The sequence below is a fragment of the Lactococcus sp. S64 genome (assembly GCF_016516525.1).
GTDB classification, from domain to species: Bacteria; Bacillota; Bacilli; order Lactobacillales; family Streptococcaceae; genus Lactococcus; species Lactococcus lactis.
Map to the genome: position 1 here is coordinate 1 of NZ_JACVUQ010000004.1, position 15,268 is coordinate 15,268.

Genomic DNA, 15,268 nt, shown 5'->3' on the forward strand with positions numbered 1-15,268 from the left:
TAAACTTGTCAAGAATTAACTGTGACTTTTATACCTTTTTTTATCTTACGTCCGGAAAATCCCACGGTTGTCATGTTTTATCATGTATACTTTTTATAACTTATATTCATAATTGGATCGATTTTTCACTTATTATGATAAATCCATGAACTAAATCTCACTCAAAATTTGAATTAATAATAAAAAAATAAGTACCAGTAATTACTGACACTTATTTTTTTATTATTATTATATGAAATTATTTTACTTTTGCTGTTGTTGCAATAACTTCTACTGCTTTTTTCATTGCAATATCATGTTTAAGCATATCAACCGGAAGAAGTTTTTCAACTTGTTCAACAGGCATGTTGTATTGACCAGCAAGATCTTCAATTTCTGCTTTAACTTCTTCATCTGAAGTTGTAAAGTTTTCAGCAGCAGCAATTGCTTCGATTACCAAGTTTGTACGCACGCGTTTGTCAGCGTCTGCTTCATATTGTTTATGAAGATCATCTTCAGAAGTTCCAGTAATTTGGAAGTACATTTCTGGAGAGATTCCTTGTTGTTGCATTCCACCAAGAAATTCGTTCATAGCGCGATGAACTTCTTCGTGAATCATTTCTTCTGGAATTTCTTTGATTTCAGCATTGGCAACAGCAGCTTCGATTGCAGCAGTTTCTACAGCATCATCATAAGCTTCTGCTTTTGATTCTTCAAGTTCTTTACGGAATTTAGCTTTAAGCTCATCCAAAGTTTCAACTTCTTCGTCAATATCTTTAGCAAGTTCATCATCAAGTTCTGGTAATTCTTTTGCTTTTACTTCATTAACAGTTGTAACAAAGAGTGCTTCTTTACCAGCAAGTTCTTCAGCTTGATAGTTTTCTGGGAATGTAACTTTAACTTCTACAGTTTCACCAGCTTTAGTTCCAACAAGTTGTTCTTCAAATCCTGGAATGAATTGACCTGAACCAAGTTCAAGACTGTGATTAGAACCTTTTCCACCTTCAAATTCAACACCATCAACTGAACCAACGAAGTCAATAACAACAGTATCACCATTTTCAGCAGCAGTTTCTTTTACTACAAGTTCAGCTAAATTGTTTTGAGAGTTAGTCAAGCGTGTTTCAACTTCTTCGTCAGAAACTTCTTTTGTTGCTTCTACTTCAACTGTAAGGTCTTTATAGTCACCAAGTGAAACTGTTGGTTTTACAACAACTTCTGCAGTCAATTCCCAGTCAGAACCTTTTTCCATTTTTGCAACATCAATTTTTGGTTGTGCAACTGGTTCGATACCAGCTTCTTTTACAGCTGCATCATAAGCAGTTGGAAGAACAGCGTTTAAAGCTTCTTCAAAAAGTGCTTCTTCACCGTACATTTTATTAAACATTTGACGGCTGATTTTACCTTTACGGAAACCAGGAACGCTAATGTTAGCTTTTACTTTATTAAAGGCTTTGTCAAGCCCAGTTTTAATTGTTTCTTGGTCAATTGAAAATGAGAGTGTACCTTTAGTATCACTAGTTTTTTCAAAACTTACAGTCATTTTTTTCTCCTTATTTTGAGCCTGAGCTCAGAAATTCATACCTTTCAAGAATAGCATAAAATCCGCTATATTTCAAGAAAGACTAGCTTTTTTGACTTATAAAATGTAATTTCTTAGCAAAATAAAAGGCCTGATTTTTCCGAATCAAGTCTTTTATTATTTTGCAGGGCTAAGTTTATCCATAACTTCTTTCCATAAATTATGGTTGAAAACGTTGGAAGGATTTCCTCCACCTAGAAAACCATAACCAACCATAAGTCCTAAAACGGCGGCAAGAACTAGTAGAACTATAACAAAAATAATAATAGAGAGTCTTAGTCCTAAAAATTTTATGGTTTTCTTAAACATTAGCCTTCTCCTTCTCCTTCTCCGTCTTCGTCTTCTACACGAATAATATCAGCTCCCAGAGCTTTTAATTTTTCATGGAATTTATAGTAGCCTCGGTCTAAATGACTTAATCTTCTAACAGTTGTTTGCCCTTTGGCAACCAATCCCAAAAGAATCAATGCGGCACTTGCACGTAAATCTGTTGATTTTACCGCAGCACCTTGTAAATTTGAGTTTCCTTGAATAAGCGCTGTATTTCTAGTAATGTCAACTTCCAATCCCATACGACGCATTTCTTCCAAATGTTGGAAACGATTTTCAAATACTGTCTCTACCATCACTGATTCTCCCACGGCAATGGCCTGAGCAGCTGTCATTTGTGATTGCATATCTGTAGGAAATCCTGGGTGTGGTAAAGTCTTAACGCTTGTTGCTTTTAGTTTTTCAGGCCCAACAACTCGAAGTCCAGATTCTTCTTGGGTAAAATTAACACCCATTTCGCTAAGTTTTGAAATCAATGGACGGTTATGTTCAGCAATCGCATCTTTGATTAAAACATCACCTTGTGTCATTGCGGCCGCAACCATGAAAGTTCCTGCTTCAATTCGGTCTTGAACAACTGAATGGTTTGCCCCATGCATTTTTTCAACACCTTTAATAATAATTGTATCTGTTCCGGCCCCCTTAACATTTGCTCCCATTTTATTTAGGAGGTTTGCTAAGTCAACAATTTCTGGTTCACGTGCTGCATTTTCAAGTGTCGTTGTCCCGTCAGCTAGTGTCGCAGCAAGAATAAGATTTTGAGTAGCTCCTACTGATGGAAAGTCAAGATAAATATGAGCTCCTTTTAATTTATCAGCCTTAGCTTCAATATAACCAGCATTTTGAGTGATTGTTGCTCCCATTTGTTCAAAACCGCGTAAATGTAAATCAATTGGTCGAGATCCAATGGAACATCCACCTGGCATTGATACACGTGCTTGTCCGTTGCGGGCTAAGATTGGTCCCATAACAACGATTGAGGCACGCATTTTGCTGACATACTCATATGGTGCAGTTGTTTTTATTTCTGAATTTGATTTAGCAATAATTTTCTTTGCTTCTTGGTCAAAGCTAATCGCAGTTCCAAGATGATTTACCAAATTATTCATCATAAAAACGTCGCTTAAAATAGGGACATTAGTAAGTACAACTTCACCCTCACTAGCGAGTAATGTTGCTGCAAGAAGAGGAAGAACGGCGTTCTTTGCTCCTTCAATTTCAACTTCACCTTGAAGTTTTGTTTGCCCACCTTTTACAATTATTTTATCCATCATTTAAATCCTATTTTTCCTCTAAATTTTATTTTATATTTTTAGATTATAACACAAAAGTACCTTCCATTTTTCTGAAATATTTCACTCTATTTATTTTTTGATGTATTTTTGTATTTCAGAAATTAAGTATGAGGGGGCAGTGAATACTCGCTCTCTACAGTTAAAATGGGGACTTTCACCCGATATGGTCAATGTAACATAGCCAATTCTTTCAGCAATAATACTTCCGGCTGCATAATCCCAAGGTTGAAGACTACTGAAATACCCAATTATTTTTCCTTCCAGAAGCTGACCATAGCTGATACCTGCACTGCCAATGATACGAACCCCTAAAGTTTGATGGCTTAAATCTAACAAGCCTCCACTATTAGATCTATACATGTAACTATTCACTCCAAGCAAACTTTGAGCCAAAGGTCTTTCTTTGAGTTCCAATTCTTTTTGATTACAAAAGGCTTTGTGGCTATCACACCAATAAAGTTTATCCTTCATTACATCTAGTATCAGACCAAATTTACCAACACCATACTCATAATAAGCAAGCATCACAGCAAAATTATCTTTTTGAACAATAAAATTTGTTGTTCCATCAATTGGGTCTAAGACCCAGAGATGCGGAATTTCTGAATCGAACTTTATTTTTTCTTCGTCTTCTTCGGCTAAAATTTTATCTTCCGGAAAATGATGGAGAATATTGGCTACTATTTGTTCTTGGACTTCTTTGTCAAAATTTGTCACTAAGTCATCATAGCGAGTCTTTTCAGTAATTTCCAACGGAGCAGCTATATTTTCTTTTAAGAAATTTCCAGCATCTCTTACCCAATCTTTAGCTAATTCAAGCCTTGTCAGCACTGACAAATCGTTTTCCACTAGCTTTTACCTCCTTGACTGCATGATAAAGTGAGTAACCACTGCTTAGTTCAAAATCACGCCCAAGCTGTTTTTCTTGCATTTTTGAGGGAACAATCTTTTTGAAAGCATTATAGGATTCTAAAAAAACTTCTTTTTCAACTTTGCTTTCATAAAATTTTTCAACTTGATTGAAAAAAGAGAGCACTTCTGTCATTTCAGTAGTACTCCAACTTAAATCAAGAGGATAATTATAATTTTCTTTCATGCTTCTCCTGCCCGTTCAGGCTAAAAAATCTATAAAATTCAGCAAAAATTTACTGACAGAATTGTTGTCAGTAAATTTTGCTGCCTAAATCTTAATCTATTGTACTTAACATTTCTGCTCGACGATATTCACGTGGCAAAAATGCACGAATTTCATCCTCGTTAAAGCCAATTTGTAGGTGCTTTGAGTCAGTAATAATTGGACGTCTTAATAGATTTGGAAATTCTGTTACCAAGTCTAATAATTCATTAATAGTCAAATTATCAACATCCACAGCCAATTTTTGAAAAACTTTTGACCGTGTCGAAATAATATCTTCTGTTCCATTTTCCGTTTTCGTCAAGATATGACGCAAATCGTTTGTTGTCATCGGTTGTGTCAAAATGTTGTGCTCTACAAAGGGAACCTTATGGCTTTGCAACCAAGCGCGCGCTTTACGGCAACTGGTACATGATGGCGACAAATATAAATCAATCACAGTCCTATTTCCCATCCTTTTAAAATTATCAGTAAGTTTATTTTTCTCCTCATTGGATAAAAACTAATTTACATCTGCTAAGTATTATATCAAAATTAATATCGCAAAAAAAGTGACGTTATGATTTTTAGTAATTATTTTCTTCTAAAAATTACGAAATCACTCATTCATTTCTTCAAAAGTTTCTTGTAAATCTTCAAAATCAAGCAAATAAACTTCATAATTAGTGTTTTGTTTCATTTTTTCAACCATATATTTTAATTTTGTCTCATTTTCTTCATCGTAAAAAACAAAAGCTCCCTCGGTATTTTCCAGTATAAAATCATTGTACTGGCGGAATTGGCTTGGACTTTCATAAGTTTCAAAAGCATATTTCACAAAATCTACTTGCTTGAAAGCTGCCAACTTAACTTGATTACTTTCGTTCCAATTTTGGCCATGTGTTTCAAAAGAAAAAATTGTCCCAATTTGAAAGTCATAATCTGTCTGAAGTTCCTTTGCTACTTCCAACGCCCAGTATTCAAAACCCAAATTACCTGTAAAAATAATCCAACGAAGGCCTTCCTCCAAAAAATTAATTAATTTTCTTCTAATTGTTTTTTTTATTATTGATACTTTTATGTCTTTTTCATTGAAAATACCTAGGTCAAAACTTGTATAACCCATGATTAGTAGTGAATTCATAAATATTTTCCCCTTGTAAAATTTATGTTATAATAGACATTATATAACTAACTGAGAATTTTATAAAGGTAGAAAACAGAATGGTTAATTATCCTAATGGAAGGTCGCGAGCTTACAGCACTGTTCCTAAGAAAAAAAAATCACTGACAGAGCTGTCAGTAACTAAAAAAAGCACCTCAAAAACCAAAGGGATGGTTGCCTTCGGGAAGCGGGGAATGAATTTTGAAGCTGAAATTAATGCAACAAATGAGTATTATCTTTCTCGTGGACTTGCAGTTATTCACAAAAAGCCAACACCAATTCAAATCGTTAAAGTAGATTATCCACAAAGGAGTCGTGCAAAAATTACAGAAGCTTACTTCAGGCAAGCATCTACTACTGACTACTCTGGAGTCTATAAAGGTCACTACATCGACTTTGAAGCAAAGGAAACACAGCAAAAAACTGTTTTCCCTCTAAAAAATTTCCATGAGCATCAAATTGTTCACATGAGTAATGTTCTCGCTCAAGGGGGAATTGCTTTTGTCCTCTTGCACTTTGCAAGGTTAAATGAAACATATCTTCTTCCATCTTCGTGTTTGATTACTTTTTATTACGAAAAAGGCGGTTTAAAGTCAATTCCGCTTTCTCATATTCGCGAAAATGGCTATAAAATTGAAACGAACCACATTCCTAGAATTCCTTATCTAGAAATTGTGAATAAACTTTGTGAGGTACAGTAAAATTTCTACTAAATCTAAGAAAAATAAACAAAAAAAACGTACGAAACGCGGTTCCGCCAAATCTAAAATGTGGACGGCAGTAAAATTATTTTTAATTGCTTTCTTTTCTTTAATTATCCTAGCCTTAGCCGCTGGGGGCGCCGTTTTCGTTTATTATGCTAAGGATGCACCTGCACTCACTTTGGACAAACTTGAATCTAAACCTTCTACTAAAGTTTATGACTCTAGCGAAAAAGTGGTGGCAACTTTAGGAGCTGAACAAAGAAATCTGGTTAAAACTGATAATATTCCAGTAATGTTGGTTAATGCGGTTACTTCTATTGAAGACCATCGTTTCTTCAATACTCGTGGAATTGACCCCATTCGGATTGCTGGGGCTTTTGTTAATAATTTAAAAGGTGGTTCTTTAAACGGTGGTTCTACGCTTGACATGCAGCTCATTAAGCTTTCATTCTTCTCAACCGATGAATCAGACCAAACTTTGAGTGTTAAAATTCAAGAAGCTTGGATGGCCTTAAAATTAGACCAAAAATGGACTAAGGAGCAAATTTTTACAGCTTATGTTAATAAGGTTAATATGGCAAATGGTTATTATGGAATGGGAACCGCTTCCCAAGCCTATTATGGTAAAGATTTAACTCAGCTTTCAATCGCTCAACTTGCCCTACTTGCAGGAATGCCTCAAGCTCCTAATACTTACAATCCATATACTAATCCTACTTCTGCTAAATGGCGCCGTGATATGGTTATCCGTGCAATGCGTCGCTATGATAAAATTACAGCGGAAGAAGAAAAGAAAGCACTGGCTACCCCAATTGATGATGGACTTCAACCTTTAAAACAAAGTGTAACTATTCCAAGTTATGCTGATAATTTCCTCAAACAGGCAATTGCTCAAGCTAAAACTTTGGCTGGAGATGATATTTTGACTGAGGGAGCTAAAATTTATACTACTCTTGATACAACAGCCCAACAAAATCTATATAATATTGTTAACACTGGCAACTATATCACTTATCCAGATGATACAATGCAAGTTGCTTCAACTGTTACTGATGTCAAAACAGGTGCTGTAATTGCACAAATTGGTGGTCGTAATCAACCAAGCAATGTTACTTTTGGCTTTAACCAAGCCGTGCAAACAGACCGAGATTGGGGTTCGACCATGAAGCCAATTGTCGACTACGGTCCAGCTTTTGAAAATAATATTTATACTTCAACTAATAATTATGTTTCCGATTCCCCAACTACTTATCCAAATGGAACGCCTTTAAAAAACTGGGATAATACTTATTTTGGTTCAATGACTGTCAAAAGTGCCTTAGCACTTTCACGTAACATCCCAGCTGTTAAAACTTTAATCAATGTTGGACTAGATAATTCTAGCAAATTTGTTAATGGTCTAGGAATTACTTTAGATCCTCTGGAATACTCTAATGCCATCTCTAGTAACTCTAAAAATGGTGGAGCAAGTTCTGAAAAAATGGCTGCTGCTTATGCTGCCTTCTCAAATGGTGGGATTTACACTAAACCTTATTATGTTTCCAAAGTTGTCTTCCCCGATGGTCGTACAGTTGAATACAAACCGGTCCGCTCACGAGCAATGCAAGCCTCAACCGCTTATATCATGACCAATATTCTTCAAAGTGTTTTAACATTGCCACTTTCTGAATCTGTTGGTTCTTACGCTGCTGTTCCCGGCTTAGCAGCCGCTGGTAAAACTGGTACATCTAACTATACAGATAGTGAAATGGATCAAATCACTGAGAAATACGGTTCCCTTCCAGGTATGGTTTCTCCAGACGAAAACTTTGTTGGTTATACTCCTCAGTATTCAATGGCTGTTTGGACCGGTTATTCAAATCGAATGACGCCAATTTATGGTACAAGTACTCAGATTGCAACCAAAGTTTTCTCAGCTATGATGACTCAACTTACTCCTGATCCTTCATCTGTTGCGACATGGACAATGCCTGAGGGTGTTAGTCAAGAAGGAACTGCTCTTGTTAAAACAGATAGTTCTGGTCAAACAATAAGTCAATCCTCCGCTAATGGTAGTTAAATGAAAATTGAAAAAATTGTTAATAAAATTGCTCAGGAGAATACATATCTCCTGAGCAATTCTACTTCACATCTCATTATTGATCCTGGAAGTGATTCGTCAGCACTTCTTGAACGTCTTAAAATTACTGACAAAACAATCTCCGCTATTTTACTGACACACGCTCATTTCGACCACATTATAGGGCTGAATGAACTAAGGAAACATTTTCCTGATGTTCCTATCTACCTTCATTCAGATGAAAAAGAATGGATGAAAAATCCTAAATTAAATGCATCACTCTTTTTCCTAGGAACTGCTGTGACTGGCCCTGAAGCTGATTATTTTTATGAAATTAATCAGTTTTACGATATTGATGCTTTCAAGTTTCAAGTGCTCGAAACGCCGGGACATTCTATTGGTGGAGTAAGTCTGCTTTTTACATTGGAAAATGAGTCTTTTGTATTTAGTGGAGATGCACTTTTTAAGAATGCTATAGGACGCTGGGATTTACCTACTGGAAATCAAGGGCAACTTTTAAAATCAATTCGTGAGCAGCTCTTCACACTTGATGAAAATACTCAAGTCTTTCCTGGTCATGGTCCCAAAACAAGTATTGGTACTGAAAAACAAAATAATCCTTTTTTCCAATAAAAAAAAGTTACTGATTCTATTGTCAGTAACTTTTTTATTTAGATTCTAATTGTTTGTCCTGGATGAATCATGTCATTAATTCCAAATCCATTGAGGGCCGCTAATTGGTCAGCTGTCATACCATTTGCTGTGGCAATTGAATAAATGCTGTCACCATTTTGAATTGTATAACTGTTTGAAGTCGTTGTGTTTGAAGTTGTTGCACTAGTACTTACAGTTACTTGCAATACTTGTCCTACTTGAAGCATTGAATTAACATCATAAATTCCATTGGCTGACATCAGTGATGAAACAGTCATTCCATATTGTTCCGCAATCGAATATAAACTATCTCCTGATTTGACGGTATAAGTAGAACTTGACGATACATTGGAAGTTGTATTGGTACTTGTTGTAGTTGTGCTAGTACCAGCAACTTGCAAAACTTCTCCTACATGAATATCGTTTGCATTTTCTAAACTATTTGCTGACACAAGTGCATCAACAGTTGTACCATATTGAGCAGCGATTGCTGATAATGAATCTCCCTCTTGTACTTTGTATGTGCCAGCTGAATTTGTTGAGGCTGATGAACTAGTTGTAACAGCAGTTCCTCCTGATATTTCTCCTCCTTGGTCATAAACACTTAAACCAAGTTCAGAAATCACGCTATTCAATTTAGAAGCATAAGTTGGATCTGTGGCATAACGTCCTTCAAGCCAAGCTGTCGCATCTAGGTAAGAACTTGTATTTTCACGCCAAGCCCCAGAATAATATGATGAAGCACGTAACATTTTAGCTTGGGCAACACATGCGTCATAAACTGAGCTATAAGCTTGGAAGGGTTCAACAACATTTGTCATTGTTCCATTCAAATACTCTTGTGTTGGTAGATAAACAGGTGTACCAGAAGTGTATTTAACTCCAAAAATATTATTATAATTGCTTGCTAAGGCACTTTGTCCACCACTTGATTCTAAAATCCCTTGGGCAATCATTACTGATGGATAAAGTCCGTAGTCATTTGCCACTGGTACCGCAGCGTTAATAATTTCTTGAACAGATGCAGCTTGTGCTTTAATCCCACCAAGACTTGCCAAAGCAACAATTGACGCACCAAGCGCTAATTTATGTTTCTGTTTCATCGAGTCTCCTCTTTAATATTAGATAATTTTTTGACTAAAATATGCCAATTGTATTTTTATTGTTACTTACTAGTATAAAAATTTTCTGGCGATTTGTAAAGTCTTTTCTTTATTATTTTTTAAATTTCACATCATAAATTTTTTTTAGAGCCATGATTATAATATTAGGAGGCAAATCTTTTTATTTGAGCTATAATAAAGTAAAAGGAGCGAAAAAATGACTAAAATTTATGATAACATTACTGAATTAATCGGACAAACTCCAATTGTTAAACTTCAACATGTTCCAGCAGAGAGTGCTGATGTTTATGTCAAACTTGAAGCTTTCAATCCTGGTGGTTCTGTGAAAGATCGGATTGCCCTTGCAATGATTCGGGCGGCTGAGGCCGACGGACGTTTAAAACCTGGTGGAACAATTGTTGAACCGACTTCTGGAAATACAGGAATTGGACTCGCCTTCGTTGGCTCTGCTTTGGGTTACAAAGTTGTCATTGTCATGCCAGAGTCATTCTCACTTGAACGTCGCAAATTGATTCAAGCTTACGGGGCTCAATTAGTTTTAACACCCGCTAGTGGTGGAATGAAAGCAGCAATTGCTAAGGCAAAAGAACTCTCAGAAACAGAAGGTTATTTTCTTGCCATGCAATTTGAAAATCCCGCAAATCCTGAAATTCATGAAAAAACAACAGGAGCTGAGATTATTGATGCTTTTGGGCCAACTGGACTTGATGCCTTTGTGGCAGGTGCAGGGACTGGTGGAACGATAACAGGAGTTTCGCATGCCCTCAAAAAAGCAAATCCAACTATCAAAACTTATGTTGTCGAAGCTGATGAATCTGCTATTCTCTCGGGTGAGGCTGCTGGCCCACATAAAATCCAAGGTATTTCTGCTGGTTTTATTCCTGGGAATCTTGACACTAAATCTTATGATGAAATCATTCGGGTCAAAGGAGATGATGCCATTTTAACGGCTCGTCATCTTGGAGGAAAAGAAGGATTTTTAGTTGGAATTTCTTCGGGCGCAGCCATTTATGCTGCCCTTGAAGTAGCTAAAAAATTAGGTAAGGGTAAAAAAGTGTTAGCGATTGCTCCTGATAATGGAGAACGCTACTTATCAACGGCTCTTTATGATTTTGAGTCTGAAAAATAAATAATTTTCACTGACAGAAAGTAAAAAAGTTACTGACAGAAATTTGAGAAGATAAATCAGCTAAAAAGGTTGACAAAATTTTCTGATTTTCCTGTCAGTATTTTTTATCTAAAATCCAAACAACATATTTTTATATTTCACTATTTTAGGGTAAAGTTATTTTGGGAGCGCTTTGCTCTTGGAAAATTTTAATAAGGAAAAAACAATTTCATGAATAAATCAAAAATTTTTGCTTTCTCTGCAATTTCACTTTCTGCTGCCCTTTTACTGACAGCCTGTGGAAATTCTGTCAGTAAATCTGAAGATTCCGCTCAGGAAGCCAAATACAGCTTTGCAAGCAATATTTTAACCCTTGACACTAGCATGGCTGCTGACGTAAATTCCATTGATGTTCTTCTCAATGTTGATGCTGGACTTGTCCGTTGGAATCCCAAAGCGCAAGTTGTCAACGATTTGGCAAAATCAATTGACATTTCAAAAGATGGCAAAACTTATAATGTAACTTTGCGTGACGGTTTAAAGTGGTCAAACGGTGCTAAATTAAGAGCTGCTGATTTTGTTTATGGTTGGCAAAGAACCGTTGACCCAAAAACTGGTTCACAATACGCATATGCCTTAACACCTGTTGCTAATGCCAGCGAAATAATGACTGGCAAAAAACCAGTTGATACTCTTGGAATTAAAGCTGAATCTGATACGAAATTAGTCATCACTTTAGCAACACCTACTCCTTACTTCAATAAATTGCTGACACTTCCAGCTTATTATCCTGTCAATGAAGCTTTCGTTAAAAAAATGGGAAATAAATATGGAACAAGTTCAGACACCAGTCTTTATAATGGTGCTTTCAAATTTGTCAAAGGAAAAAATAATTGGACTGGTTCAAATGAAACTTTTTCAATTGTAAAAAATGATCAATTCTATGACGCCAAAAATGTAAAACTTTCTGGAGCAACTTATCAAATTGTAAATAATCCTAACACCGCTGTTAATCTTTTCAAATCTGGAAAACTTGATGTCGCTAATTTGGCCACTCCGGAATTAGTTTCTGCAAATAAGAAAAATAAAGATTACAAAGCACTAACTTCACCAAGAATTGATGTTTTAGAATACAATCAATCTGGTAAAGTTCCCGAACTTTCAAACTTAAAAATTCGTCAAGCTTTAAACTTAGCGACAAATAGAAAAAACTTGTTAGAAATTGCGGCGCCAAGTTTTTCAATTACGAATACAGTGACTCCTAAAAAATTAGATCAAGCACCAAATGGAGAAGATTTCGCAACTTACGCTGCCCAACCTTATAAATATGATGCCACAAAAGCCGCTGAACTTTTTAAAGAAGGTCTAAAAGAATTAGGAAAAACATCAATTACTCTTGAACTTGAAGGAGCAAATGACAATTCCTTTGCCAAGGCAGCGGTTGACTATCTTAAAGGCAATCTCGAAAAAGATTTACCAGGTTTAACCATTAATGAGAAACTCGTTTCTTCAGCTCAACGTCAAAAAGATGCTCAAAATAATAATTTCCAAATTCTGCTGACAAGTTGGGGTGCAGATTACAATGAACCCTCTGATTTCTTGATGAATTTTGTATCAGGAAGTACAATGAATCATGGATTAGTCAAAAACCCTAACTTTGATAAAGCCTATCAAGCAGCGACTACAGCTCCTGACGTTCTGTCAGCTGATAAACGTTATGCTCATTATAAAGATGCTGAGAATGCACTATATGAGGCCGCTAATGTCAATCCCTTAGCCACTGAATCTGTTTCTTTATTATTAAATCCAAAACTTAAAGGAATTTCAACTTATAACTCAGCCATGATTTTTGATTTACGCCATGCTGAAATCGCTAAATAATAAAAAAATTTACTGACAGATTTTTGTCAGTAATTTTTTTATTCTGTCAGTAAATTTTAAACTTCACGACGAACATGTCCTGGCTCAAAAAGTTGTCCCCAAGTCATTGTCCCTAAAACTTTCTTATTGATGACCTGATTTAAACGACTAATGCTCACTCCATCAGTACTTGTTGAGTCATGTAGAATAAATCCTCCGCCAAGATAGATAGCCGCATGTTGCTCATCCTCACTTGCATCGTCAGCTGTAATTAATAAATCACCACGCGCCTTATCTGACCAATCTTCAGCCTCGCCAGTTTGAGCTAGCAAAGAGGTTGAAGCTGCAAATTGATAAACCAAAGATTGACCACCCAACCGGAACATTTGAGCAATAAAACTCGAACAATCAAATTCATTGGCAGCTACTGAATCATCGGTGCGCCCTCCACCATAAACATATGGACTTTTTCCAACCAGTTTCATTCCTGATGAAATTGTTTTTTCAATCACTGAATTATCAGATTTCAATTGGCTGGCCACCGCTTCATAAGCTTTAACCACATCATCTTTACCCGTCTTTTTTGTGAAATAGTAATAATAACCATTAATTTTTTGTAATCCATAAACCATTTTCCCCGTTTGTGGACTGAAATAAACCGTTCCACCATCCAAAGTCATCAAACCTGTCTTCATCACACCTGTTGTTGAATCAAAATAATAATTATTCCCATTAATTTTTTGAAGACCCGTTAATTTTTTTGACCCAGAGTAAGCATAAGTCTCATTTGATTTATTAACCAATTTAATCGTTGAAGCCTGAACATCTTTACTATGATATATTTTAAAGCCAACAAAGAAAATTAGAAATGCTAATAAAGCTAGAATAAGTACTTTCCCTTGTTTACTCATTTTTTTAGAGCCATTTTTTTTATAATCTCTTGTTCTTTTTTCCATATCTAGTTATACCACTCCAAGTTTAATGATAACTTAATAAGAACAAGTTAAGATTTGGATAAGAAAAGCGATTTGAAATTATCTTCAAATCACTTTTATAAAATATTTAACCACTTACTTTTTCTAATTCTTGATAAATTTGTCGAAAAACAGTCAAAAATTGTTCAACTTCAGCCATATTATTTGTTGAATCAAGAGAAATCCTGACCGCACTTGTTGCTAATTTTGAAGGGACATTCATCGCAACTAAAGTTCCAGCCGCCGCATTTTTCTTTGAAGAACAAGCTGAGGTTGTCGAAATATAGATTTCATGTTGTTCAAAAGCGTGAACAACGACCTCACCTCTAACCCCACGAATCCCAAAGGTCAAAATGTTAGGAGCAAAATTCTCCACTTTACTAAAAACATGAACTTTTCGATGCTTTTCTAACTCTTCTAAAATCACCTGCTTCATTGCTCGTACTTTTTGACGTTTAAAGTCATCATCATCTAAAGCTAAACGAAGGGCTTTAGAAGTCGCAGCAATTCCAGCTAAATTTTCTGTAGTCGAACGCCAATTATGCTCTTGACCTCCCCCATGTAAAAGCGGAGTCAGTCTTTTCCCTTTTTTTGCAACAACAATTCCCACACCACGTGGCCCATGAAATTTATGAGCAGATAAAACCGCGAAATCTACTCGCTCTGTCAACCAAGCCTCTAATGGAATTTTACCAATGGCCTGTACTGCATCTACATGAAAAGAAATTGTTGGCTTATCAGCAAGTAGGTCAGAAATTTCGCCAATCGGTTGAATGGTTCCAACCTCATTATTGACTGCCATGATTGAAATCAAAATCGTTTCATCTCTAATCAATTTTTCAAGCTCAGAAACAATAACAAAACCATCCCCATCAACAGGTGCAAAATCAACTTCAAAACCTTGCGTTTTTAACCATTCTGCTGTATTTTTTACAGCTGGATGCTCTACATTAGAAACAATGATGTGATTACCATAAGGACGCTTTTCAAAAGCGACACCCTTTAAAATCCAATTGTTCCCTTCAGTCCCTCCACTTGTAAAAAATATTTCTTGTGAATCGACTCCCAACAGTTCAGCAATTTGTCGTCTAGAAGCCTCTAATAATCTCGTCGCTGTTGTTCCCAAACCATGTAGACTTGACGGATTTCCCATAATTTTTGTTGCAACATCTGTATAAGTTCGTAAAACCATTGGATTAACTGCTGTCGTAGCAGAATTATCAAAATATATCATTTTTTATCCTTAATATTTAAAAATCAATCTTATTTTAACACAAAAAATACCGAAAAGTTTGACTAAAATATAAGAATGATGATTAA

15 protein-coding genes are annotated in these 15,268 nt (G+C 35.8%); 5 read left to right on the forward strand and 10 right to left on the reverse strand.

Going from position 1 to position 15,268, the window contains the following annotated elements:
* Positions 1-238 precede the first annotated feature (238 nt).
* The 7 genes from tig to IAE51_RS05390 all read right to left on the reverse strand — a co-directional run bounded on the left by tig (position 239) and on the right by IAE51_RS05390 (position 5,444).
* Entirely contained in the window at positions 239-1,522 is a 1,284-nt protein-coding gene (tig, locus tag IAE51_RS05360; RefSeq protein ID WP_033900528.1) for a trigger factor, read from the reverse strand.
* 156 nt (positions 1,523-1,678) lie between these two features.
* The gene (locus tag IAE51_RS05365) at positions 1,679-1,870 is read right to left on the reverse strand and encodes a DNA-directed RNA polymerase subunit beta (protein WP_003131739.1); all 192 of its coding nucleotides are present in this window, start codon (positions 1,868-1,870) and stop codon (positions 1,679-1,681) included.
* Positions 1,870-3,162: a UDP-N-acetylglucosamine 1-carboxyvinyltransferase gene (gene murA / locus IAE51_RS05370; RefSeq protein ID WP_200095034.1), complete on the reverse strand. Its 1,293-nt coding sequence runs from the start codon at positions 3,160-3,162 to the stop codon at positions 1,870-1,872. Before murA ends, IAE51_RS05365 begins: the two co-directional genes overlap by 1 nt.
* A 93-nt stretch (positions 3,163-3,255) precedes the next feature.
* Complete coding sequence (locus tag IAE51_RS05375) at positions 3,256-4,035, reverse strand: inositol monophosphatase family protein (protein ID WP_017864167.1); 780 nt, start codon at positions 4,033-4,035, stop codon at positions 3,256-3,258.
* Entirely contained in the window at positions 4,001-4,282 is a 282-nt protein-coding gene (locus tag IAE51_RS05380) for a UPF0223 family protein (RefSeq protein WP_003131743.1), read from the reverse strand. The genes IAE51_RS05375 and IAE51_RS05380 overlap by 35 nt, the downstream gene beginning before the upstream one ends.
* Positions 4,283-4,373: 91 nt before the next feature.
* On the reverse strand, positions 4,374-4,760 hold the full coding sequence (gene spx / locus IAE51_RS05385; protein WP_010905435.1) for a transcriptional regulator Spx: 387 nt from the start codon (positions 4,758-4,760) through the stop codon (positions 4,374-4,376).
* A gap of 159 nt (positions 4,761-4,919) precedes the next feature.
* Complete coding sequence (locus tag IAE51_RS05390) at positions 4,920-5,444, reverse strand: DUF1273 domain-containing protein (RefSeq protein WP_010905434.1); 525 nt, start codon at positions 5,442-5,444, stop codon at positions 4,920-4,922.
* Between the two features lie 80 nt (positions 5,445-5,524).
* On the opposite strand from IAE51_RS05390, the gene recU reads away from it, so the two are divergent.
* The 3 genes from recU to IAE51_RS05405 all read left to right on the forward strand — a co-directional run bounded on the left by recU (position 5,525) and on the right by IAE51_RS05405 (position 8,861).
* Positions 5,525-6,166, forward strand: coding sequence for a Holliday junction resolvase RecU (gene recU / locus IAE51_RS05395; protein ID WP_003131746.1), 642 nt, complete (start codon positions 5,525-5,527; stop codon positions 6,164-6,166).
* A 67-nt stretch (positions 6,167-6,233) separates the two neighbouring features.
* Positions 6,234-8,228: a transglycosylase domain-containing protein gene (locus tag IAE51_RS05400; protein ID WP_033900537.1), complete on the forward strand. Its 1,995-nt coding sequence runs from the start codon at positions 6,234-6,236 to the stop codon at positions 8,226-8,228.
* The gene (locus IAE51_RS05405) at positions 8,229-8,861 is read left to right on the forward strand and encodes an MBL fold metallo-hydrolase (RefSeq protein WP_033900522.1); all 633 of its coding nucleotides are present in this window, start codon (positions 8,229-8,231) and stop codon (positions 8,859-8,861) included. It begins immediately after the preceding gene.
* A 38-nt stretch (positions 8,862-8,899) separates the two neighbouring features.
* Here IAE51_RS05405 and IAE51_RS05410 read toward each other — a convergent pair whose 3' ends face one another.
* A complete protein-coding gene (locus tag IAE51_RS05410) occupies positions 8,900-9,985 on the reverse strand; it encodes a LysM peptidoglycan-binding domain-containing protein (RefSeq protein ID WP_058206268.1) in 1,086 nt (361 codons plus the stop codon).
* A 217-nt stretch (positions 9,986-10,202) separates the two neighbouring features.
* Here IAE51_RS05410 and cysK point away from each other — a divergent pair, with 217 nt between their 5' ends.
* Both cysK and IAE51_RS05420 read left to right on the forward strand, forming a co-directional pair.
* Positions 10,203-11,135, forward strand: coding sequence for a cysteine synthase A (cysK, locus tag IAE51_RS05415; RefSeq protein ID WP_003131750.1), 933 nt, complete (start codon positions 10,203-10,205; stop codon positions 11,133-11,135).
* Between the two features lie 210 nt (positions 11,136-11,345).
* Positions 11,346-12,995, forward strand: coding sequence for a peptide ABC transporter substrate-binding protein (locus tag IAE51_RS05420; protein WP_017864162.1), 1,650 nt, complete (start codon positions 11,346-11,348; stop codon positions 12,993-12,995).
* A gap of 56 nt (positions 12,996-13,051) precedes the next feature.
* Here the strand turns inward: IAE51_RS05420 and IAE51_RS05425 are convergent, their stop codons facing one another.
* Together IAE51_RS05425 and IAE51_RS05430 are read right to left on the reverse strand one after the other, a co-directional pair.
* Complete coding sequence (locus tag IAE51_RS05425) at positions 13,052-13,930, reverse strand: C40 family peptidase (protein WP_012897271.1); 879 nt, start codon at positions 13,928-13,930, stop codon at positions 13,052-13,054.
* Between the two features lie 106 nt (positions 13,931-14,036).
* On the reverse strand, positions 14,037-15,182 hold the full coding sequence (locus IAE51_RS05430; protein ID WP_058212034.1) for a cysteine desulfurase family protein: 1,146 nt from the start codon (positions 15,180-15,182) through the stop codon (positions 14,037-14,039).
* Positions 15,183-15,268: the final 86 nt, after the last annotated feature.

Bases quoted from the DNA above. Each gene is read 5' to 3' on its own strand.
- tig (WP_033900528.1), bottom strand. From the start codon at position 1,522: ATGACTGTAAGTTTTGAAAAAACTAGTGATACTAAAGGTACACTCTCA.
- IAE51_RS05365 (WP_003131739.1), bottom strand. From the start codon at position 1,870: ATGTTTAAGAAAACCATAAAATTTTTAGGACTAAGACTCTCTATTATT.
- murA (WP_200095034.1), bottom strand. From the start codon at position 3,162: ATGGATAAAATAATTGTAAAAGGTGGGCAAACAAAACTTCAAGGTGAA.
- IAE51_RS05380 (WP_003131743.1), bottom strand. From the start codon at position 4,282: ATGAAAGAAAATTATAATTATCCTCTTGATTTAAGTTGGAGTACTACT.
- IAE51_RS05390 (WP_010905434.1), bottom strand. From the start codon at position 5,444: ATGAATTCACTACTAATCATGGGTTATACAAGTTTTGACCTAGGTATT.
- recU (WP_003131746.1), top strand. From the start codon at position 5,525: ATGGTTAATTATCCTAATGGAAGGTCGCGAGCTTACAGCACTGTTCCT.
- IAE51_RS05400 (WP_033900537.1), top strand. From the start codon at position 6,234: ATGTGGACGGCAGTAAAATTATTTTTAATTGCTTTCTTTTCTTTAATT.
- IAE51_RS05405 (WP_033900522.1), top strand. From the start codon at position 8,229: ATGAAAATTGAAAAAATTGTTAATAAAATTGCTCAGGAGAATACATAT.
- IAE51_RS05410 (WP_058206268.1), bottom strand. From the start codon at position 9,985: ATGAAACAGAAACATAAATTAGCGCTTGGTGCGTCAATTGTTGCTTTG.
- cysK (WP_003131750.1), top strand. From the start codon at position 10,203: ATGACTAAAATTTATGATAACATTACTGAATTAATCGGACAAACTCCA.
- IAE51_RS05420 (WP_017864162.1), top strand. From the start codon at position 11,346: ATGAATAAATCAAAAATTTTTGCTTTCTCTGCAATTTCACTTTCTGCT.
- IAE51_RS05425 (WP_012897271.1), bottom strand. From the start codon at position 13,930: ATGGAAAAAAGAACAAGAGATTATAAAAAAAATGGCTCTAAAAAAATG.
- IAE51_RS05430 (WP_058212034.1), bottom strand. From the start codon at position 15,182: ATGATATATTTTGATAATTCTGCTACGACAGCAGTTAATCCAATGGTT.